Source organism: Microbulbifer sp. TB1203 (assembly GCF_030997045.1).
Classification (GTDB): Bacteria; Pseudomonadota; Gammaproteobacteria; order Pseudomonadales; family Cellvibrionaceae; genus Microbulbifer.
The window spans coordinates 4,984,051-5,005,600 of sequence record NZ_CP116899.1 but is presented as its reverse complement, the minus strand read 5'-3'; the positions used below and the strand labels follow the sequence as shown (position 1 = coordinate 5,005,600).

Below are 21,550 nucleotides of genomic sequence, written 5' to 3'. Positions count from 1 at the left end.
AGCGCACCTATTGGTCCAATAAATTCTAGCGAGGGTTTATCGCCCTTCCGAATCAGGCTGCGCCGGCCAGTGTGTCTTTTTTCTCACTGTTTTCGTCGCCGTCCTCGGCAAAGAAATCGTGCTCCTCCGGTACGTCCTGGCCTTTCAGTACCTTGGCCACCGCCGCCTCGACAATATCCAGCGCCTTTTTCAGGTTGTCGTCACTGATCGTCAGCGGGCACAGGGTTTTCACCACGTGGTCGTCGGCGCCGCTGGTCTCGATCACCAGTCCGTGCCGGAAGGCTTCACGGGTGATCTGTCCGGCCAGGTCGCCGTTCACGCAGTTTAGCCCGCGGAACATGCCGCGACCGCGGGTGGTGAGATTGCCGTCGCCGTAGTTGTCCACGATTTTTTCCAGGCGTTCACCGATGTAGTCGCCCTTGCGGAGCACTTCCGCAGCGAACTTGTCGTCGCTCCAGTAGTGATCAATCGCCGCCGTGGCGGTGACAAAGGCCAGGTTGTTGCCGCGGAAGGTGCCGTTGTGCTCGCCCGGTTTCCACTGGTCCAGCTCCGGCCGCATCAACACGACTGCGAAGGGCAGGCCGTAGCCGCTGAGGGATTTGGACAGGGTGACAATATCCGGCACTACCCCCGACTCCTCGAAGCTGAAGTAACTACCGGTACGGCCGCAGCCCGCCTGGATATCGTCGATGATCAGCAGCACGTCGTGTTTCTTGCACACTTCGGAAAGATTGCGCAACCAGGTGGTGGTGGCCGCGTTGATACCGCCCTCGCCCTGCACGGTTTCGACAATCACCGCCGCCGGGTGGTCAACGCCGCTGGAGGAGTCGGACAACACCTTGTCCAGGTAGGCAGTGGTGTCGATGTCGTCGCCCAGGTAACCGTCGTAGGGCATGCGGGTCACACCGGCCATGCTCACGCCGGCGGCGCCGCGGTGGTGGGAGTTGCCGGTGGCGGCCAGGGACCCGGCGGTAACGCCGTGGAAGCCGTTGGTAAAGGAGATGATGTTCTCGCGCCCCTTGTACTTGCGCGCGATTTTCATCGCCGCCTCCACCGCGTTGGTGCCGGTGGGGCCGGTGAACTGCATGACGTAGCTCAGGCCGCGGGGCTGCAGGATCTTCTCGTAGAAGATCTCCAGGAAATCGCGCTTGGCCGCAGTGTGCAGGTCCAGGCCGTGGGTGATGCCGTCGCGCTCGATATATTCCAGCAGCGCCTTCTTGAATACCGGGTTGTTGTGGCCGTAGTTGAGCGTGCCGGCACCGGCGAGGAAATCCAGGTACTGGTTACCCTCCTCGTCGTACAGGTACTCGCCCTGGGCGCGGTTGAAAATGCGCGGAAAGGCGCGCGCGTAACTCTGTACTTCCGATTCGATCTCGTCAAAAACTTTCATGATGGCAATCCTTGTTGGTGAGTTTGGAGGATTGAATAGGTAAAGGGGCAGGGGGTCACCCGGCGCCCTTGGCCGCGCCGGTGAATGGGCCTATGCGCAGCAGGGTTTCGCTGTCGTGACGGCCGCGGAAATGGCGATCGCGATCGAACAGCACGGACTCCTCGCAGCCGGCGTCGAGTTTGCGCGCCAGGCCGCGGAACAGCGCCCAGGAAGCGCGGTTGTCGGGGGTGATGGTGGTTTCCAGGAAGCGCACTTCGGCGCAGCAGGGGCGGCCCAGGATCTCCCGGACCATACGGCCGGCGAGACCAAGCCCGCGAGCCTCGGCGGCGACCGCCACCTGCCAGATAAACAGGGTGTCCGGGCGTTCGGGCACCCGGTAGCCGGAGACGAAACCGACCAGCTTGCCATCCAGCTCAGCGGCGACGCTGGTGTCGGCGAAATGGCTGGCCTGCAGCAGGTTGCAGTAGATGGAATTTTCATCCAGGGGTGGGCAGCGGCCGATAAGCGCGTGAACCGCGGCGCCGTCTTCACTGAGGGGCCGGCGCAGCAGGAGCTCTGCCCCTTTGGCGCTGCGCCGCGCCTGGACCTCTCCTTCCGTGGCTTCTCCTTCAGCCCGTTCTTCCCTCGCCTGGCTGGTGGCTGTTGTTTGGCTGATGGCTCTCGTTTGGCCGATAGCTCTCGCTTTGCTGTTGGCGCTCAAATCGATACCTTTAGTTGTCAAATGTTTATTTAAAGGCCAAAAAGTAGATTTTTCCGTCCAAATCCCACTTTTTAGGTCATATTTGGCCTTTAATGCATAAAACTATTTACTACTCTAAATAATTTTTTGCATAGTACTCTAACTAACGACCAAATCGCAAGACGGAGTTCCATGCAAACTGATCACAAGTCACGCAGATTGACCCCATCGGGCAACGCCGCGGAAAGCAGCGCCCATGGGCGGACGCGGGACGAGACAATTGACAATCGCGACCAGGCCCCTAAAGTCGGCCACAGGCGATTCTCCCGCCGCGACCTGCAGAGCCTGCTTTTAATGGACAAGATTGAAGAAGTACTGATTACCCTGCGTCGGCTGATTCGCGCCACCGACCTCCACTCCAAGCAACTGGTGAAAACCGCCGGCCTCACCGCCCCGCAATTGCTGCTGCTGCAGGCGATCCGCGAGAAGGGCCAGGTCACCATCGGCGCCCTGGCCAAGGAAATCAGCCTCAGCCAGGCGACGGTCACTACCATTCTAGACCGCCTGGAGAAGCGCGAACTGGTGTACCGGGAGCGCTCTTCGGAGGACAAGCGCAAGGTCCACGCCTATCTCACCGATAAGGGCGCGGATATCATCCGCGACGCCCCCACCCCCTTGCAGGAGCACTTCGTGCGCCAGTTTCGCGACCTGCGCGACTGGGAGCAGTCGATGATCATCTCGTCGCTGCAGCGGGTGGCACTGATGATGGACGCGGAACATATCGACGCCTCGCCGGTGCTGGATGTCGGCGACCTGGACCGCAAGGACAGCCGCCAGTTGCCGTCGGAAAAGGAAGAAGCCGACGACGGAAATTAACTCCCATTCCAGACAATTGACTGCCCGGACAATGGCCGGTCCCGACAAAGGGAATATTCGATATTGCACACAATGATTTGCGCGCCAGCGCAAGTTTCCGGCAAAATTCCCCCGCTCTGCACTCAATCGTTGCAATCGACCGGAACTTCGGTATAAATGGGCGAACAACACTAAAAGTGGCCGCCAACTATAGAGTTAGCGCTCACTATTCAAGACAGGGCGCAATAACAACACCAAAGCGCTGCTAACTACGCTTCACTGCATGGGGCCTGGGCAGTGGTTTAGCGCGCGCGGAAGACGCCTGGCGAAAAACAACCGATAGCCACTATCGGCTCCCGACGGTTAGCCTGCGGCAACCGCCCGCCTCCCGCCATTGCACCACCTGTCTGTTTCGATAAAAAAACTGGGGCGAAGGGACCGACAACATGGCATGCCTGCAACACCCTGACAGGGAGCAGCCCGTTTACCTGATGGCGCACCACACCATCGGCCGGCGCCAGGGCGCCGTGGACACACGGATCACCAGCGCGGAAATTTCCGGCATCCACGCCGCCATTCAGTGGACCGGCACCCACTGGAATATTCGCGACCTGAGCCGCAACGGCACCTGGGTCAATGACCAGCAGTTGGTTCCGGCAAAAAATTACCAGCTCCAACTGGGGGACAAAATCACCTTCGGCCGCGCCGACAATCCACTGTGGACAGTGGAAAACCTGGACGCGCCCGAAAACCTGCTGATCGACCTGCGCACCGGCGAAGCGCAATACCTGGAGCGGTATCACCTGTTGCCCGACGAGCGGGACCCGCTGGCCACCCTGCATCTGAACCCCGTCACCGGCCAGTGGCTGTACGAACTCACCGGCAATTCCAACGGCAACGAAAACGCCCGCGTCGTCAAACACGGCGACCGCATCGACTGCGGCCGCCACGGCTGGCAACTGTTTCTCGCCGACAATCAGGGCACCACCAAGGAACTGTCCCTGGAGCAGTTGTCGATCGCGGACTTCAAACTGCGCTTCATCTCCAGCTACCACGAAGAACACGTGCAGATGCAGCTGATCCGCGAGAAAGTGAAAGTCCCGCTGCCCGGCCGCTCCCACCACTACCTGCTCCTCTATCTGGCCCGCGCGCGCATCAGGGACATAAAAAGGGGGCTGGACCCGGAATTCCAGGGTTGGATTCCCATCCAGGTGGCCACCCAGGAACTGGGCCTCACCCCAAACAGCATGAATATGCAGCTCTTCCGCGCGCGTAAGCAGATCGCCGAATCCCTGCCGGACGCCATCGACACCTCGTCCCTGGTAGAGCGGCGGGCCTGGGAAATCCGCCTGGGCTGCGACCAGTTCGAGATCTATAAGGGGTCCCAACTGGAAGCTCACACGAGCGGGGCGGAGACAGTCAATGAACAGTGAACAGCATGAACAGTAAGAGTAACTCTATCGATAACTGATCATTGGTCACTGACAACCGCCATGCCAACAGAACAACCACCTTTCTACATCGGACGCTACTTGGTCACCGGCCGTCTCGGCTCCGGCGGCATGGGTGTGGTCTACCTGGCCACGGACGAACGCCTGGGCCGCCAGGTGGCCATCAAGCGCCTGGTGAAGAATCCCAGCAGCAGCTCCGCGCACCTCAGGATTCGCCAGGAAGCCCTGCTGCTGGCGCAGCTCAACCACAGCAACATCGTGCAGATCTACGATGTGGTGGAAGAGCGGAACGACGTGGCGCTGGTGATGGAGTATGTGGACGGCTGCTCGCTCACCTACTGGCAGCGCGAGCGCAATCCGGGCCTGATCCAGAAAGTCCGGCTGCTCAAGCAGATCTGCAACGGCCTCTCCCGGGCCCACAGTATCGGCATCATTCACCGCGACCTGAAAGCCGACAACATCCTGATCGACAGCGACAATACCGCCAAGATCGGCGACTTCGGCATCGCCAAGAACTGGCGCGAAACCAGCGACCTCACCCGCGAACAGCACATCGCCGGCAGCTGGGGCGCCATGTCGCCGGAACAGGCCCAGGGCAAACCGCTGGACAACCGCAGCGACCTCTTCTCCCTGGGTGTGCTCGCCTACCAGCTGCTGTGCGAACAGAACCCCTTCGGCGACTGCGAAAGCCCCTATGTGCTCGTCGACCGCATCGTCAACAGCCAGCATCCGCCGGCATCGAAACTCAATCCCGAACTGCCGGCGGCCCTGAGCCAACTGCTGGATCGGCTGCTGGCCAAGGACCAGACCCAACGCCCCCTGAATGCCGCCTCGGTGGCTGCGGAGCTGGAGGCCATTGCAGTGAGCCTGGAAAACCGCAGATCCGGTTTCAGTGGCAGCCGTACGGTGACCATTACCGCGGAAGATTACCACCGCCGCCGGCAACGCAAGCCCGTCACCGGCAGGGCCTGGATCGGTATCGCGGCGGCCGTCGCCGGCCTGCTGCTTACCGCCGCCGCACTCGCCCTTCTGCTGCCGAAGGTCTCTTCAACCAGCGACGGAAAATATATAGCCCTGATATCCCCGGCAGCCATGCCCGAACAGAGCCGGGAAGCGCGCCTATTGGTGCAGAGCGCCCTCAACGCCATCAAACACGGGCTCTCCAACCGGGACGGTCTCTACCTGGTGCCCTATTCGGAATCCCAGGCATTGCGCGGCCAGCCCCTGGAGCGCCAGGCCCAGGCGCTCAACGCACAATTGCTGCTCAACCCGGACATCTCCTGCGGCCCCACCCTGTGCGATCTCTCCCTGGAGCTGATCGACAGCGAAGGGCTGTTTGTCGTGGCTCACCGCAGTCTTTCGCTGAACCTGAACGGCATCAAGGGAGGCTTCGAGCAGACGTTGCAACAGGTCAACTACCTGCTGCCCAAATTCCCACCCCGCGAGAGGGATCCGAACCTCAGCATCGGGGAAGAGGACTACCGCCGCTACCTGGAACTGGAAACGAACAGTTTCGATTACCGCACCGCCGAAGTCACCGAGGAAACCCTGGATGCCCTGGAAGAGCTGCGGGAAAAGGCCCCGCTCTTCCCCCCCATCTATGAGCTCTACGGCAAGCTGGCCTACGACCACCGCTATACCAATCGCAACACGGACTCCATCGAGCGGTTGGACAAGTTCCTCGCCAAGGCGCCGGCGCAAATCGCCGGCACAGCGGAAGTACTTGGGGCACGGCTGTTCCTGGCCAATGCGCGCTACGACTGGCAGGAAGCCGGGCAGGTCCTGGCACAGCTGAAAATGATCATGCCGGACCCGGCCCGCTACTACTATATGGAAGCCGTCTACCACCACCTTCGCGGCGACTACGACCAGGCGCTGAATGCCGTGGACAAGGCCCTGGCCATGCGTACCAGCACCACCCACCTGATGCAGAAGGCAGTGACCCTCAGCTACGCCGGAGAAATGGAGGCGGCCAAACCCTACCTGCAACGAGTCCTGGAAACCGACAACAACTACACCGACGCGACCTCCCTGCTCGCCGCCAACGAACTGGACATGGGCCGCACGGGAGAGACCATCCGCCTGCTCGGCACCGTCAGCCCCGACCGCCTGAGCGCCCTGGACCTCTACAACCTGTGCACTGCTCACTACCTGGAAAAAAACTACGTCGAGGCCGACCACTGCTTCGACGAACTCTACATCGCCCTCCCCAGCGACGTGGAACCGCTGCTCTACCGCGCGGAAATAGCCCGGGAACTACAGCAACCCGAAAAAGCCCGACAGCTGAGCGAGCGCGTCGTGGAACTGAACAGGGACCGCGAGGGCTGGGACAACCAGCTGATATTGGCGCTGGCCTACGCCCAATTAGGACAACCGGAACGCGCGGTGGAAACCCTGTTCAAGATCCGCCGCGACGCCCCGGACGATATCTACGTCAATCACATACGCGCACAGATTTACATCACCACGGAGGACCTGGTCTCCACCAAGGCCCATATCCGTAAAACCCTGGAATTGGGGCAGTCGCCCATCTGGTACCACACCAGCCGCTTCGCGAAGGTCTGTACCCATAGCGGCTTTGCCGATCTGTACAAGGAATACCCGGCCCTCTGCCCAGGGGGAATACAAAACACCCAGGTAGCGAGACAATAGAAAAATCCGACTGTAGGAGCCTGCTGGCACGCGATCAAATCGCCCGAAGCGATTCGGCGCAGCGAAGTCTGACCGAAGGACCGAGCACAGGCATGCGCTCGGCAAATGCAAAAATCCGGGCAAAGTGCGACAATACGCGCCAGCCTGCAGACACCCATAAGGCCAACACCGTAGGATGGGCAAAGGAGCGCAGCGACGTGCCCATCAACCCCCGAAAAAAGAATAAACACCCATGGAAACCGCCGAACCGGAACAGATACAGTTAGGCCGCTACCGGCTGGGCCGCACCCTTGGTGCCGGCGGCATGGGCGTGGTCTACCTGGCGCAGGACACCAAACTGGACCGCCCGGTGGCCATCAAGAAGCTTCGCCGCGACGCCACCAGCGCGTCTGCCCGCGGCCGCATCCAGTCCGAGGCCCAACTGCTGGCCAAGCTCAACCACAGCAATATCGTCCAGCTTTACGACGTACTGGAGGAAGACGACGGCATCGCCCTGGTGATGGAATACGTGGAAGGCACCACCCTGCGCGAGTGGATGCGCGAGCGTATCGCACCGCTGCGGGAAAAGATCGGCCTGCTGATGCAGATCTGCAACGGCCTGGGCGAAGCCCACGCCCTGGGCATCATCCACCGCGACCTCAAGCCCGACAATATCCTGATCACCAATAACGGCGTAGCCAAGATCACCGACTTCGGCATCGCCAAATCCCAGGACCAGCAGGATCTCAACCTCACCAAGGAAGATCACGTGGCCGGCACCCTGGGCGCCATGTCCCCGGAACAGATCCAGGGCAAACCCCTGGACCTGCGCAGCGACCTGTTCAGCCTGGGCACCATCGCCTACGAACTCCTGTGCGGCACCAAACCCTTCGACGCCGGCGAGGGGAACTTCCTGGCCCTGGCCGGCCGGGTGATCAACGAACCCCATACCGCACCACAACAGGCCTGGTCGAAAATCCCCGAGCCACTGGCCGTGCTGCTGGACAAACTGTTACACAAGGACCCCACCCAGCGGCCGGAGAGTGCACAGCTGGTTTACGATGCCCTGGAATTTATGTACCGCGTGGGAGAACCGGATGCGGATACTGAGGAGTTCTCTGCCACTATCACCCAGCTGCTCAGCAAGCCGCGCAATAATCACTGGCGTAAGGTTGCCGCGTTTGCCGTGGCGGTTGTTGTAATCGCGGGTGGTGTTTGGGGCTGGAGCTATCTGAATCGGCTGGAGCCGCAGTATATTGCCGTGCTGCCCGCGCAGATTGAGGGGGAGGCGCCGGAGCTTACTGATACCTTGGTGCGGCAGGCGCTGTCCGGCGCCGTGGGACATCTGAAAAGCAGTGCCTTGGTGGCTTTTACCCCTAAGCCCGAGGACGACCTGGAAGCACAGATCAAATCCCTGCGGGAGAAGGGCGTAACCGACGTGCTGGTTTCCTATCTGCACTGCGCGCGGACCCGCTGTGAAATCGAAATACAGCGGTTGGGCGCAGCCGACGATCTGATCAGGAACCAGACCAGTTTTGCATTTTTGCCACAGAAGCGGCAGGAGTCTGAGTATCAGATCAGCGAGGCCAGTGCGCATTTGTTTGAGCAGGCCTATCTCAAGCATGAGACTGAACAAGGTTTGATGAGTGATAAGGATTATCGACGCTATCTGGAGATAGTGGCACGAGCGGACAGTAAGGATCTAGAAGAGAACGATCTTAAAGTAATGGAGGAGTTGGTGTTGCGGTATCTGGATAACGCCAACCTCTACCGAGCGTATACCAGTGTAGCAACAAACCTCTATGTTACTTCAGATAATTTTAATTATATCCAGTCCGGACTAACGGTACTGGAGCGCGCCAAGCTTCGCAATATAGATGAGACCACCACTCTCGAACTGGAGCTTTGGCTGCGCAGCTATGATAACGATCGAGCAGCATTTAACAGACTCCTAAGCAGGCTGCTAGAACTGGATTACCCTCCAGCACAATTGCTCAACAAGTATGCACGCTTTTTGTATATGCAAGGAGAATACAAGGACGGAATTCAATATGCCCATAAGGCAGCAAAACTAAATCCATCCGCAGAAAATTTCTATCTAGTTGCGATGAATCAATTCGGCAGCGGCGATTACCAGCAGGCAGAGCAGACCCTAAATAGTGTCATTACACGCTTCCCTGAACACTGGGCATCTTATGCCACTCTGGGAGCAATCAATATCGAAATGGGAAAATATGTGGCCGCAGAATCAGCCATAAACAGTATTCCGCTTCATCTACGCAACTGGAGAACGCATTCTAATCTGGGGGTAGCTTATTTTCTACAAGAACAATATGATTTGGCTCTAAGCTCATATACTAACGCAATGCAAATGGCACCCAACAACCTATTACCGATATATAACCTCGCCGAGGTACATTTAATGAAAGGAGATAAAGAAAAAGCTGAGAAGTATTTCCGTAAAATAGAAAAATTAACAGCTGAAAAATACGGCATTAGAGAGAGAAGCTACCGCTCAGTTGCTCAAGCTTACTTGGGTAACATTTCGGAAGCAATCACTCTAGCTCATCAACTTAGCCGAGAGGCACCAGATGATACATACGTGAAATACTATTCTGCTCAAATTTATATACTGGCAGGAGAATTTCGCTCAGCCAGTTACCATATTGAACAGCTGTTAGTGCAAGGAATGGGAGCAGATTGGTTTTCCCTACCGGTCTTTCACCAACTGTGCCCCCATCCAGAAATATCCAAAAAGGTGGTTGAAGCTCTCTGCCACTAATTCCTATTGGGGCTCAATTTCCACTCTTGGATCTGCAGATTTAAACTTCCTACCATTATATCTCGCCACCCAACAATACTTGTACTCGCGGCGGCACCCATCCTCCTTATGCTTGGGATCCAGGTCCACATACAAAACCTGCGCATTATCCTCATCAATAAAGGCCTGAAACTCACAACGGCAACGGCGCTGCGTCGGCCGCTCACAGAACTGGATACCGGGCAGGCGCCTGCGCCCGCAAGACTTCCAGTCCCACTCCCAACCAGCTCCCTCAAGGGTAAACTTCAACTCCGCACAGCCATAGCCATGCCCTGATCCCTCAATACTCTTGAACACCGCCACAATATCGTCGATCAGATTTCCGCCGGCATCCTCGATCGCCCAGACCTTCCCCTCATCCGCCACTGGCTTGACGGTAAACTCATAGGTTACCAGTTCCCCACTATTTACATCGATGGTTTTTGTTTGTGCTGGATTCAGCATTGGGTATTCCTCCCTAGTATCAATATTATTTTCGCGCACTGGGAGCGCGCTTGTGTTTATTGTGCCCTGTCAAAGGGCAAAACGACAGGACCACCGCTTTGGACAGCCGGAGGCTACCCAAAGGGTGAGCGCACGGATGGCCCGAATCACAAAACGGCACGACCGTCGTTTTGGACAGCCGAAGGCTGCCCGCAGGGTGAGGGCCATGGATGGTCCGAATCAAAAACAGCCGGCAGCAACCGTGTCACTGCCGGCTCAAAATGATGGTCCCAACCATCAGACGGTTACAACAACACTATCAAGAGCGAAGGGAGCATCCGTGCCCCGCGGCCAGGCCCATTCCCAAGCTGGGCAGACGTACTCTGTGTATACCCAGCCGGCCTGGCAATTCAGCTGGCGCTGAAGGGCTTCCTACCCGAGCCGCGCCGCGTACGGCACGGCATCCAGTCCATCGGATGCGGTTGAGGAGTGCCCATAGACCGGCCGTCTGCACACCACGGCGGCGCTATGGCCCTCAACCCGGAGCGCTACTTTACGGATAAACCGATAACAGGTCGATCACACGCCATTACACGCCATTACAGGTTTGGCGTCTTTTTAACCACTCACAGCCGGCGAACAATCTTTTGTAGGATGGGCAAAGCGAAGCGTGCCCATCAGTGGCCCCAACCCAGGACGATCGACACGCTTTCGCTTTACCCCTTAACAAGGAGCCGCTTGTATATCGCCCGCGCACTGCTGCAGGGTGCCGAACTGGTGTGCTGGACAAAGAGCTGCCCGAAAACCCTGCGCCTGGGATGGCTGGGAAAAGAGGCGCGTGCGCACCCTGCCGGTGATTTACGTATCCCTGATTAACAGGGGCCACTGGGATCATTTCACAGTTTCGTTTTTTGACGGCCGGCAGGGGTGACTCGGCCGGGCAAAGCGGGTAGTCTTTTGTGGTGAGTGCGCCGGCAACCCCTTTTTTCAGGGAACGCGGGCAGCTCAGGTATCTATCCAAACCAAAAACGAAAGGAGAGACGTTATGAAAGCCAAGTCTCAAGTGAAAGCCGGCCCGAGAGTAGAAGTAGATCCGCTATAAGCTCAGCCACTGCACAACCACTGAAACTCAAATCTCATAGAAAAGGAAAATTGCCATGAAAGCCAAATCTCAGGTAAAAGCTGGCCCAGAAGTAGCAATAGAGCCGGGCTAAGCACCGCTCCAGACCGGCTATTGAAGGGCGATCCGGCAGTTGCCGGATCGCCTCAACCCCGTCCTCCACATCTCCCCAGACTTTCCGACATTTTACCCCTTCCCCACAAGGCCGAATGCTATTGCTGCTTCCATCCCACCGAAATAGCGCCCAAACAAAAGCGGCCGCGCCCCACCAGTAAACCGTTAACGCGCTGGGGTCAGCAGATTCATGTCACTGGATACGATCACCTGCTTGCAAGATTCTGGACACCCACCAAACAAAAAGCATATGGAAGATTCTGGACACCCACCAAAGATTCTGGACACCCACCAAACAAAAGAAGATTCTGGACACCCACCAAACACTGGACACCCACCAAACAAAAAAGATTCTGGACACCCACCAAACAAAAAGCATATGGCGCCAGCCCTATTGCAGCCTGTCCAGATCTGCGCAAAATACTGGTTATCCATCCAACTACATAGATAGCCACCTATGGGACTCCCGCGCAAAGCACTGATATCCCTTGAAGCCACTCCTTACTACCACTGCATCTCCCGCTGCGTGCGCCCGCCTTTCTGTGCGGGCGAGACGAGCGTACCGGGCAATGCTTCGAGCACCGTCGTCAATGGATCGAAGACAAGATGCTGGAATTGTCCCGGATATTCGCCTTGGACATCGGTGCCTATGCGGTGATGAGCAATCACTACCATGTGGTACTCCACGTGGACGCGGCGCAGGCTGCCGCCTGGGAGCTGCGCGAGGTCGTGGAGCGTTGGCACCAGCTGTGCAAGGGTTCTCCGCTCTCCAATCGCTTCGCCCGCAATGAGGCCCTGGATGCGGCTGAACTGGCAAGGCTTGCCGAGTTGGCGGAGGTCTGGCGGGCACGGCTCATGGATATCAGCTGGTTTATGCGCATGCTGAACGAGACCATCGCCCGCGAGGCCAATCGGGAGGACCAGTGCACCGGCCGCTTTTGGGAAGGCCGCTTCAAGTCCCAGGCACTGCTGGACGAGGGGGCTCTGGCTGCCTGCCTGGCCTATGTCGATCTCAACCCGATTCGCGCGAAGATGGCCGAATCGCCGGAGACATCGGACCACACTTCCGTCCAGCGGCGCATCAAGGCCGCAAAAATTCGCCGGCAACCGCAGGCCCTGTTTCCGTTTGTTGGCAACCCCCGAGAGCCCATGCCAGCAGGGCTACCCTTCAGGCTACAAGACTATCTGGAGCTAGTGGATTGGACCGGGCGATGTCTGCGTGAAGACAAGCGCGGGGCCATCTCCGAACAGCTGCCGCCGATTCTCGATAGATTGCAAATAGATCCCCGGCACTGGCTCTATCTCAGCCGTAATTTTGAGAGCCGTTTCAAAACGCTGGTGGGCTCCGCCCATGCCCTTCGCCGCGCCTGTGCACAGCTCGGCAAGTGTTGGGCACAGGGAGTCCGAGACTGCGAACGCTATCTCTCTCCACCCACCGTTCCCTGAGCTTTTGCTTTTCCTGTAAAGAACGTCTTCGCAGGTTTACGCGAGGCTTAGCGGCATCTCGGCGATGCTATTTGACACCGCTGCGCAAAACCTGTCCGGCCCGCCGTCCAATCACCAATCCCATGATTCTCGGAACCTGGACAACGGTAGCTTCCAACCTATTTCCCGAACTGTGAGACGAACCCTTGGTATCCGAGACGGACTGTGGGTATTCGGTGAGGTGAACTTCGGTGGATGGTGAGTGTGCTGTGAACTGCTTGCGAATTATCAGTTTTGCCACTCCGCTTCAAAACCCGATCTTTGCCAGCGCAGCACCCTATCAGCTTCTCACTCGGCTTCGGCTATAAAGAGAAAAGGCAGGACAGCCGTTTTGTACAGCCGGAGGCTGCCCGCAGGTGAGGGCCAGGGATGGCCCGAATGAAAAATGCCGGCAACACAAATCACTGCCGGCTCAAAATGATGGTCCCAACCATCGGACGGTTACAACAACACTATCAAGAGCGAAGGGAGCATCCGTGCTCCGCGGCCAGGCCCATTCCCAAGCTGGGCAGACGTAGGCTCTGTGTATACCCAGCCGGCCTGGCAATTCAGCTGGCGCTGAATGGCTTCCTACCCGGGCCGCGCCTGTGCGGCACGACATCCGGTCCATCGGATGCGGTATCGAGGAGAGTCCATCCATAGACCGGTCGCCTGAACAACTGAGCGACGCTGTGCTCCTCAACCCGGGCGCTACTCTACGGATAAACCGATAACAGGTCGATCACACGCCATTACACGCCATTACACGTTTGACGAATTTTCAACCACCCCCTTCTCTGTAGGAGCGGCCCATGGCCGCGATCAGCCTCCCCAACACCCACAACCTTCCATTCTGAGACCAAGTTTAGCCACAAACTTTGCCTTACCATCGCCATCAAACAGAGCAACCATAAGACACGGACATGTCGTACTTGAACATTGAGAATCGGCAGGGGGTACGCTATCGCGTAAGAGAAGGATGGTACTATCCGCCGCATCTCCCTCAGGGCTTCACTGAGCATTTTGTCGACCTGCCATTGCTGCAGAGTTTCGACGATGCGGTGCTTGAGCAGGTCTGCCAAAAGTTTCTCGGCTTCGCCCAAGCGCTCCCCGATCCTACCAATCCCCATTACCGACGCCAGTTTGAAAGTACCCTCCCGTTCGATCCCTACGCGGGTGCGCCGGCCTTTTTCAGCGACCCGGGGAAAAGAATCTACCTCGCCCTGGCCCAACAGCGCCTGATCATCGAGGAAAATCCCCCCGGCGAAGACGAACTGGCGGAACAGCAATCCCAGTTGCTGCAAAAGATACGCATGGCCCTCCGACAGATCATCGCCCAGGAAAGGGCCGAGGCCGCCCAACATGCGCAGAGGCTGGCCCAGGAATCCCGCGTCAACCGCGCCCTCATCTACACCGGCGCCTTTTTCAACGGCCTCTGGAACGCCGGCGTCGACCTCGCCAAGTGGGCCAAGGAAGTCAATGACGTCATCAACCCCACCCAGCGCCTTCTGCGCAGCATGCACGCCAGCCACCGTGCCCTGCAGCGCAGCCGGGAAAACGGCGAGAACATCCTCACTGCCTATGTCGATGAACACCTGAAGGGAGAAAAGCGCGAGCTGGTGCAAGCTCTGGGCTTCGATCCCACCGCCATTACCCAGGAACAATTCGATCAGGCAATGGAAATCGCCGATCTGGTTTGGGAAAGTCCGGCCCTGCGGGCGGAACTCATCCGTTTTGCCAAGGACTACGTCAACGCCCAGCACGCCATAGAGCTCACCAACCTCTCCGGCAGCGCCGCCTTCGAGATCCTGTTCACCATTGTCCTGGCCGCCGTCACCGCCGGCGCCGGCCTCGCAGCCAGCGCCGCCAGCCAGGCCAGGCACCTTGCCAAGTTCCGCAAGGTGGGTGACTTGTTGATGGAGTTTGCGAAGCAGGTCAAGAAGGCCAAGCAACTATTGCGCCGGAGTACGACCAGAGGAGACAGTGGGCCAAGCCGTTCATTTGATGACCTCCCTGTTGACGAGGTTGTAGATAGCAAAAAAATCGTTGATGAACCGAATCATCCAGCTAGAATAGAGGAAACTGCAGAAGCTGCGGGTAATCTTGCATTTCCAACGACAGATGCAGTGCCCGTTGACGGAGCCCGGGCCATTGATCTAGGGCAAAGTTATGAAGCTGGAGTCAGAGAGCTATATGGTGAAGTGCCATTTAACCAACGACAATATGAAGCTTTTGTAGATGGAGACTGGGTCTCAGGAGTTGCGGATAATGTTGTAACTATTGATGGTAAAAATACAGCAATAGAAGCAAAGTTTGTTGACAATTGAGCCGAATCACTGAGAAATCCTACCAGCTCCAATGGGGCCAAGCCTTGGGCATTGTCCGAACAACAACAAATGCTTGATCAAGCCAGAAAATACAGTGCAGCGTTTGATAATGTTGTCTACCATACAAACAGTGTTGAACTCGCAACATATTACTCAAATGTATTCTCTAAGGCTGGGATCAACAACTTTAAGTTTGTTATCACGCCGGTAACACGATAGCGGATTTTACATATGCAAAGCAAAATGGAAAAAATTCTAGGTTTAGGCTCCATGGACAAAGAAAGAAATATACCTGGAACGTCTATTACAGAAGGAAGGGAGTACAAATATATAAGCTGCAACAACAAAATAGATATATCAGCTTTATTTAAGAAAGTCGTTCGGGAAATAACCCCTCCGATTGCTAAAAGCGGCGGTGTAATAAATGAAGGCTGCAGAATAACCTTACCTTCTGGAGAGTGTTACTTTGCTGTTTCTTACAAAGGCGACATTAGTGGGTGGCGCCAACAGATTGAACGAGGAGCTGACGCTTTAGGATTGTTAGTAGCAGAAATTTCTCAAGATAAGCTCATACTTAGTGACGGCAATAAAGTTTTATTATCAGAATGCAAAATCCAATTTGGGTAGTGTTCAGAATTCTGTGTCATTTCTTTACCATACGCAAAAAAGAGATGACTCATGACCAAACCTACATTCGACATGGATGCCGCTGTCAAGGCGCTGCGTGAGGGCAAAGACCTCAGCGGCAAAGACGGCATCCTGACCCCACTGATCAAACAACTCACCGAAGCTGCCATGAAGGCGGAGCTGGAGGAGCACCTCGCCAGCGAGGACAAGCCCAACCGCAAGAATGGCACCACGTCCAAAACTATGAAAAGTCCCGCTGGCAGCTTCGAGCTGCAGGCGCCGCGGGATCGGGCTGGCACCTTCGAGCCGCAGATCGTCAAGAAGCACCAGACCCAGCTTACCGACGAACTAGAGCGCAAGATTATCGCCCTATTTGCTCTGGGTAACAGCTACCAGGACATCCGTACACACATTGCCGAAATCTACGGAATGGAACTCTCCAACGGCACCATCAACGCAATCACAGACAAGCTGCTGCCCGAGCTTCAGGCATGGCGTGAGCGCGATCTGGAGGCCGTCTATCCCATCGTCTGGCTGGACGCCATCCATTACAAAATCAGGGAAAATGGCCGCTATGTCAGCAAGGCCATCTACACCATTCTTGGCCTGAACATCGAAGGCAAGAAAGAGCTGCTGGGGCTCTATCTGTCCGACCAGGAGGGCGCCCATCACTGGCTGAGCGTACTTACCGACCTCCATAACCGCGGGGTCAAGGACATCCTGATTGCCTGTGTAGACGGCCTGAAGGGCTTCCCTGAAGCCATCGAGAGCATCTATCCCAACACCGAGATCCAGCACTGCATCATCCATCAGATCCGCAACTCGATGAAATACGTCGCCTCAAAAAATCAGAAGGTCTTCATGGCCGACCTCAAGTGCATTTACAAAGCGGCAACGCTCACTGCCGCCGAGAGCGCCCTGGACGAGTTGGAGGCCAAGTGGGGCGATAAGTACCCAATGGTGATCAAGTCCTGGCGCAGCAAGTGGCCGACCCTGTCGGCCTACTTCAAATACCCGGATTACGTGCGTACGGCGATTTACACCACCAACGCCGTCGAGGCTGTCCACCGCCAGTTCCGCAAGCTGACTAAGACCAAAGGCGGCTTTGCCAATGAGAACAGCTTACTCAAGCTGCTCTATGCCGGTATACTGAAAGCCTCCGAGCGATGGACGCATCCGATTCAGAACTGGAACCTGACGCTATCACAGCTGACGATCCACTTCCCGGACCGCCTGGAGAAATACATCAGCCTGTGAGACTATTTGGCTGACACAGAGTTTTGAACACCCTCCCAATTTGATTAAGTCTTCACCCGCTATTAAAAGCTTAGCTACTTCTCTCTTTTTGGGCCAAGGAAGTCAACAACGTCATCAACCTCACCCAGCACCTTCTGCGCAGCATGCACGCCAGCCACCGTGCCCTGCAGCGCAACCGGAAAAACGGCGAGAACATCCTCACCGCCTATCTCGATGAACACCTGAAGGGGGAAAAGCGCGAGCTGGTGCAAGCTCTGGGTAGGAGCCGCCATAACCGCCTGGACATCGCCTTCAAGGTCGGAGAGGACTTCAGGGGAGAGGTTCCGGCTCTGCTGGTGATGAACGAGCGGAAAGTCTTTGACATGCTCGACTCCGACCTGAACCAGGACGGCGAGTTTCTACCCCGTGACTTACCGATGGCAGAACAGGATATATCTTCAATCCGCGCAGGCGCCCTACTCCGCCAGGTCCTTGGCTTATCCGGAAGTAAAAAGGCCGGCAGCAACCGAGTTACTGCCGGCTCAAAATGATGGTCTCAACCATCGGACGGTTACAACAACACTATCAAGAGCGAAGGGAGCATCCTGCCCCGCGGCCAGGCCCATTCCCATACTGGGCAGACGTAGGCTCTGTGTATACCCAGCCGGCCTGGCAATTCAGCTGACGCTGAATGGCTTCCTGCCCGAACCGCGCCTGTGCGGCACGGCATCCGGTCCGTCGGATCAGTGTCGAAGAGTGTCTGTCCCTAGACCGGCCGCCTGAACAATCGAGCGACGCTGTGCTCTTCAACCCGGTCGCTACTCTACGGATAAACCGATAACAGGTCGATCACACGCCATTACGCGCCATTACAGGTTTGGCGCCTTTTTAATCACTCAAAGCCAGCGATCGATCTTTTGTAGGATGGGCAAAGCGAAATGTGCCCATCAATGGCCCCGCCACAGGATGATCGACACGCTTCGCCCTGCCCAGCCTACCAAGGAGCCCCCTGTATATCGCCCGCGCGCTGCGGGGCGCCGAACTGGCGGTGCTGAGCTACCCGGAAACCCTGCGCCTGGCGATGATTGGATTAACCAAGCACGCGCGCACCCGCCAGTGATTGCGTATCCCAGATTGACAGGGTGACTCGGCCGGGCAAAGCGGGTAATCTTTTGCGGTGAGCACGCCAGCAACCTCAGTTTTCAGGGATCGCGGGCAGCTCAGGTATCTATCATCCAAACCAAAAATAATAGAAAAGACGCCATGAAAGCCAAATCTCAAGTAAAAGCCGGCCCCCAACTGCGAATCCACGGTACACCGTAACTCAGATAAATGGAGAAATGCTATGAAAATTAAATCCCAGGTGAAATCCGGCCCGGAACTGGACATCCACGATAAACCGTGAACTATATAAAAGGAGAAATGCCATGAAAGCCAAATCCCAGGTGAAAGCCGGCCCGGAACTGGACATCCACGGTTGACTTCTCAAACCGTAAACCAGATAAGAGGAGAAATGCCGTGGAAACCAAATCTCAGGTAAAAGCCGGCCCAGAACTAAAGATCAAAACTTGATCTCTCAAACTGCAACCCATATAAAAGGAGAAATGCTATGAAAACCAAGTCCCAGGTAAAATCCGGCCCGGAACTGGAGATCCACGGTTAACCCCTCAAACCACAAATAACAGGAGAGGCGCTAATGAAAGCAAAATCCCAGGTAAAAGCCGGCCCAGAGCTGCAGATTCAAGATTGACCTATCAAATCGCAAACCAGACAAAAGGAGAAATTCCGTGAATGCCAAGTCTCAGGTGACAGCAGGCCCTGAATTGAAGGTCCGAGATTGATCTCTAGAACTGCAAACCAGCTAAAAGGAAAAATCCCGTGAAAACCAAATCCCAGGTAAAAGCTGGCCCGGAACTGGAAGTCCGAGATGATTGATCTCTGACGCCACAAATCAGATAAAGGAGAAATGTCGTGAAAACAAAATCTCAAGTAACAGCCGGCCCCGAACTGCGAATCCACGATACACCGTAACTCAGATAAATGGAGAAATACTATGAAAATTAAATCCCAGGTGAAATCCGGCCCGGATCTGGACATCCACGATAAACCGTGAACCAGATAAAAGGAAAAATGTCATGAAAATCAAGTCCCAAGTAAAAGCCGGCCCCGAATTGGACATCCACGTTTGATTCATCAAATCTCGAACTGGGTAAAAGGAGAGATGCCGTGAAAACCAATTCTCAAGTGAAAGCAGGCCCGGAACTGGAAGTCCAACAAAAATGACCTTCCGATCCGCAAACCAGACAAAAGGAAAGACGTTATGAAAATCAAATCCCAGGTAAAAGCCGGCCCAAAACTTGACGTCCAAACCGGCTATTGAAAGGTAGCCCGGCAGTTGCCGGGTCACAGCCTCCATTCTTACACCGCCATAGACTTTCCAGCATATTTGCCTCTTTCCCTACAAGGTCGACCGCTATTACTCCTCCCATTCCACCGAAATAGCGCCCAAGTAAAAATCGGGCATGACTGTGATCGGCCTGGCTGACGTAGCGAACACCGATCGCGGCCATGGGCCACTCCTACAGGGCCCGGAGCCCAAAACAGCAACCGGAATCCCTGCGGCCCCGACGGGAAGTAGTAGACAACAACTGGCGTAAGCCCTGCACAGGACGTGCCCATCTTTCGGGCGTGGATGCCACGACTTATGACGAGTTCGGTGGGATATAGAGTCGGTGCAAAGTCGGACACTTATTCTGGAGTCTTGCACTGATCGGATGAGGAAGGTTGAGGAAGCCCTTGGCTAGTCGGAAATAAAAAAGCCGGCAGCAAGCAATCTACTGCCGGCACAGTTGATGGTCCCAACCATCGGACGGTTACAACAACACTATCAAGAGCGAAGGGAGCATCCGTGCCCCGCGGCCAGGCCCGTTCCCAAGCTGGGCAGACGTAGGCTCTGTGCATACCCAGCCGGCCTGGCAATTCAGCTGGCGCTGAACGGCTTCCTGCCCGAGCCGCGCCGCACTCGGCACGGTATCCGGTCCATCGGATAAAGCGCTGAGGAGTGTCCATCCATAGACGGCCCTTAACAACCGGGTGGCAACGCCGCTCCTCAACCCTGGGCGCTACTCTACGGATAAACCGATAACAGGTCGATCACACGCCATTACACGTCATTACAGGTTTGGCGAGTTTTCAACCAGAACCTGTCATTTAATCTCTCTGTAGGAGCGGCCGCTGGCCGCGATCGACCTCACTTCCGTAGTGCTGCCGATCGCGGCCATGGGCCGCTCCTACAGATTCGTCCATCAGTGCTATTATTCCGCCGGGCAATGGTAAAAAATCCCCCTCTCACTTAGAATCCGGTCCTTTGATGAGCACAGCGAAGCCTGCCCCAATGGCCCTCGCCATCCGGGGCTCGGAAACGCCGCGCATAACCGCAAAGTAATTAAAGAACGCACGCCCCATGATTGGCAGGCCCCAAAAGATACACAGTTCCGTTTTTGACGGTCGACAGGGAGTGACTCAGCAGGCCAAAGCGGTTAGTCTTTTGCTATGAGTACGCCAGCGACTCTGTTTTTCAGGGGTTCTTGCGGCTCGGGTGTGTATCCAAACCACAAACCAACCCAATAAAAGGAGGGACGCCATGAAAGCCAAGTCTCAGGTAAAAGCCGGCCCGGAGCTGGACATTCAACTTTGACATCTCAACCGCAAACCAGATAAAGGGGGAGTGTCGTGAAAACCAAATCTCAGGTAAAAGGCGGTCCGCAACTGGAAATCCAAGACGATTAACTCTCAAGTCACAAACCAGATAAAAGGAGAACGCTATGAAAGCCAAATCCCAGGTAAAAGCCGGCCCGGAACTGCAGATCCACGGTTAACCTATCAAACCTCAAACCAAGAATAACCGGAGGGGTGCGAATGAAAGCCAAGTCTCAAGTGAAAGCAGGCCCGGAACTAAAGGTCCACGATAAACCGTAAACCAGATGTAACTACTCACCCCCTGTAGGAGCCTGCTTGCAGGCGAATAGGAACGGAGCTCCGTAGCCGTTCGCCTGCAAGCAGGCTCCTACAAGGTGCTTTCCTTAAATCAATGCGAGTTCGCCATGGGGGAGTAGTTACAGCCAGATAAAGGAGAAACGCCATGAAAACCAAATCCCAGGTAAAAGCCGGACCGGAACTGAACGTCAATAATTGACTTCTCGAACCGCAAACCAGACAAAAGGAAAAACCCCATGAAAGCCAAATCTCAGATAAAAGCCGGACGTAGATTCCCACTTTCCCAATTCCCGCCGAAGCCATAACGGCAACTCTCGAAGCTTTCTGCTTCTTGTAGGAGCGGCCCATGGCCGCGATCGGTCTGGCTTACGTAGCACACATCGATCGCGGCCATGGGCCGCTCCTACAGTTTCTTC

At 56.2% G+C, this 21,550-nt stretch carries 14 protein-coding genes; 10 read left to right on the top strand and 4 right to left on the bottom strand.

Annotated elements, in window-relative coordinates:
• Window positions 1-52: 52 nt before the first annotated feature.
• A complete protein-coding gene (ectB, locus tag PP263_RS21200; RefSeq protein ID WP_308366069.1) occupies window positions 53-1,390 on the bottom strand; it encodes a diaminobutyrate--2-oxoglutarate transaminase in 1,338 nt (445 codons plus the stop codon).
• 55 nt (window positions 1,391-1,445) lie between these two features.
• Window positions 1,446-2,090, bottom strand: a complete 645-nt coding sequence (gene ectA / locus PP263_RS21195) for a diaminobutyrate acetyltransferase (RefSeq protein ID WP_308366068.1) — start codon at window positions 2,088-2,090, stop codon at window positions 1,446-1,448.
• Window positions 2,091-2,423: 333 nt separating this feature from the next.
• On the opposite strand from ectA, the gene PP263_RS21190 reads away from it, so the two are divergent.
• From PP263_RS21190 to PP263_RS21175, 4 genes are all read left to right on the top strand, one after another.
• Window positions 2,424-2,945 (top strand): MarR family transcriptional regulator, encoded by a 522-nt coding sequence (locus PP263_RS21190; RefSeq protein WP_308368651.1) that lies wholly within the window; start codon window positions 2,424-2,426, stop codon window positions 2,943-2,945.
• Window positions 2,946-3,370: 425 nt separating this feature from the next.
• A complete protein-coding gene (locus tag PP263_RS21185) occupies window positions 3,371-4,357 on the top strand; it encodes an FHA domain-containing protein (RefSeq protein WP_308366066.1) in 987 nt (328 codons plus the stop codon).
• 60 nt (window positions 4,358-4,417) lie between these two features.
• Window positions 4,418-7,027 carry a protein kinase gene (locus tag PP263_RS21180; protein WP_308366065.1) on the top strand — a complete coding sequence of 870 codons (2,610 nt, stop codon included), beginning with the start codon at window positions 4,418-4,420 and terminating at the stop codon, window positions 7,025-7,027.
• 232 nt (window positions 7,028-7,259) lie between these two features.
• A complete protein-coding gene (locus PP263_RS21175; RefSeq protein WP_308366064.1) occupies window positions 7,260-9,788 on the top strand; it encodes a protein kinase in 2,529 nt (842 codons plus the stop codon).
• Window positions 9,789-9,791: 3 nt separating this feature from the next.
• On the opposite strand, the gene PP263_RS21170 is transcribed toward PP263_RS21175, so the two are convergent.
• Window positions 9,792-10,271: a hypothetical protein gene (locus tag PP263_RS21170; RefSeq protein ID WP_308366063.1), complete on the bottom strand. Its 480-nt coding sequence runs from the start codon at window positions 10,269-10,271 to the stop codon at window positions 9,792-9,794.
• A 717-nt stretch (window positions 10,272-10,988) separates the two neighbouring features.
• Here PP263_RS21170 and PP263_RS21165 point away from each other — a divergent pair.
• From PP263_RS21165 to PP263_RS21140, 6 genes are all read left to right on the top strand, one after another.
• Window positions 10,989-11,126, top strand: coding sequence for a hypothetical protein (locus PP263_RS21165; RefSeq protein WP_308366062.1), 138 nt, complete (start codon window positions 10,989-10,991; stop codon window positions 11,124-11,126).
• A gap of 964 nt (window positions 11,127-12,090) precedes the next feature.
• On the top strand, window positions 12,091-12,930 hold the full coding sequence (locus PP263_RS21160) for a transposase (protein ID WP_308366061.1): 840 nt from the start codon (window positions 12,091-12,093) through the stop codon (window positions 12,928-12,930).
• 950 nt (window positions 12,931-13,880) lie between these two features.
• Window positions 13,881-15,275 (top strand): hypothetical protein, encoded by a 1,395-nt coding sequence (locus tag PP263_RS21155; protein ID WP_308366060.1) that lies wholly within the window; start codon window positions 13,881-13,883, stop codon window positions 15,273-15,275.
• Between the two features lie 231 nt (window positions 15,276-15,506).
• Window positions 15,507-15,902, top strand: a complete 396-nt coding sequence (locus tag PP263_RS21150) for a hypothetical protein (RefSeq protein WP_308366058.1) — start codon at window positions 15,507-15,509, stop codon at window positions 15,900-15,902.
• Between the two features lie 51 nt (window positions 15,903-15,953).
• Window positions 15,954-17,159, top strand: a complete 1,206-nt coding sequence (locus PP263_RS21145) for an IS256 family transposase (RefSeq protein WP_308364866.1) — start codon at window positions 15,954-15,956, stop codon at window positions 17,157-17,159.
• 143 nt (window positions 17,160-17,302) lie between these two features.
• Window positions 17,303-17,689, top strand: a complete 387-nt coding sequence (locus PP263_RS21140) for a hypothetical protein (RefSeq protein WP_308366057.1) — start codon at window positions 17,303-17,305, stop codon at window positions 17,687-17,689.
• Window positions 17,690-19,170: 1,481 nt separating this feature from the next.
• Here the strand turns inward: PP263_RS21140 and PP263_RS21135 are convergent.
• Window positions 19,171-19,545 (bottom strand): hypothetical protein, encoded by a 375-nt coding sequence (locus tag PP263_RS21135; protein WP_308366056.1) that lies wholly within the window; start codon window positions 19,543-19,545, stop codon window positions 19,171-19,173.
• Window positions 19,546-21,550: the final 2,005 nt, after the last annotated feature.

Excerpts from the sequence above, each read along its gene's own strand:
- ectB (WP_308366069.1), bottom strand. The coding sequence starts at position 1,390 with ATGAAAGTTTTTGACGAGATCGAATCGGAAGTACAGAGTTACGCGCGC.
- PP263_RS21190 (WP_308368651.1), top strand. The coding sequence starts at position 2,424 with ATGGACAAGATTGAAGAAGTACTGATTACCCTGCGTCGGCTGATTCGC.
- PP263_RS21185 (WP_308366066.1), top strand. The coding sequence starts at position 3,371 with ATGGCATGCCTGCAACACCCTGACAGGGAGCAGCCCGTTTACCTGATG.
- PP263_RS21180 (WP_308366065.1), top strand. The coding sequence starts at position 4,418 with ATGCCAACAGAACAACCACCTTTCTACATCGGACGCTACTTGGTCACC.
- PP263_RS21175 (WP_308366064.1), top strand. The coding sequence starts at position 7,260 with ATGGAAACCGCCGAACCGGAACAGATACAGTTAGGCCGCTACCGGCTG.
- PP263_RS21170 (WP_308366063.1), bottom strand. The coding sequence starts at position 10,271 with ATGCTGAATCCAGCACAAACAAAAACCATCGATGTAAATAGTGGGGAA.
- PP263_RS21160 (WP_308366061.1), top strand. The coding sequence starts at position 12,091 with ATGCTGGAATTGTCCCGGATATTCGCCTTGGACATCGGTGCCTATGCG.
- PP263_RS21150 (WP_308366058.1), top strand. The coding sequence starts at position 15,507 with ATGCAAAGCAAAATGGAAAAAATTCTAGGTTTAGGCTCCATGGACAAA.
- PP263_RS21145 (WP_308364866.1), top strand. The coding sequence starts at position 15,954 with ATGACCAAACCTACATTCGACATGGATGCCGCTGTCAAGGCGCTGCGT.
- PP263_RS21140 (WP_308366057.1), top strand. The coding sequence starts at position 17,303 with ATGCACGCCAGCCACCGTGCCCTGCAGCGCAACCGGAAAAACGGCGAG.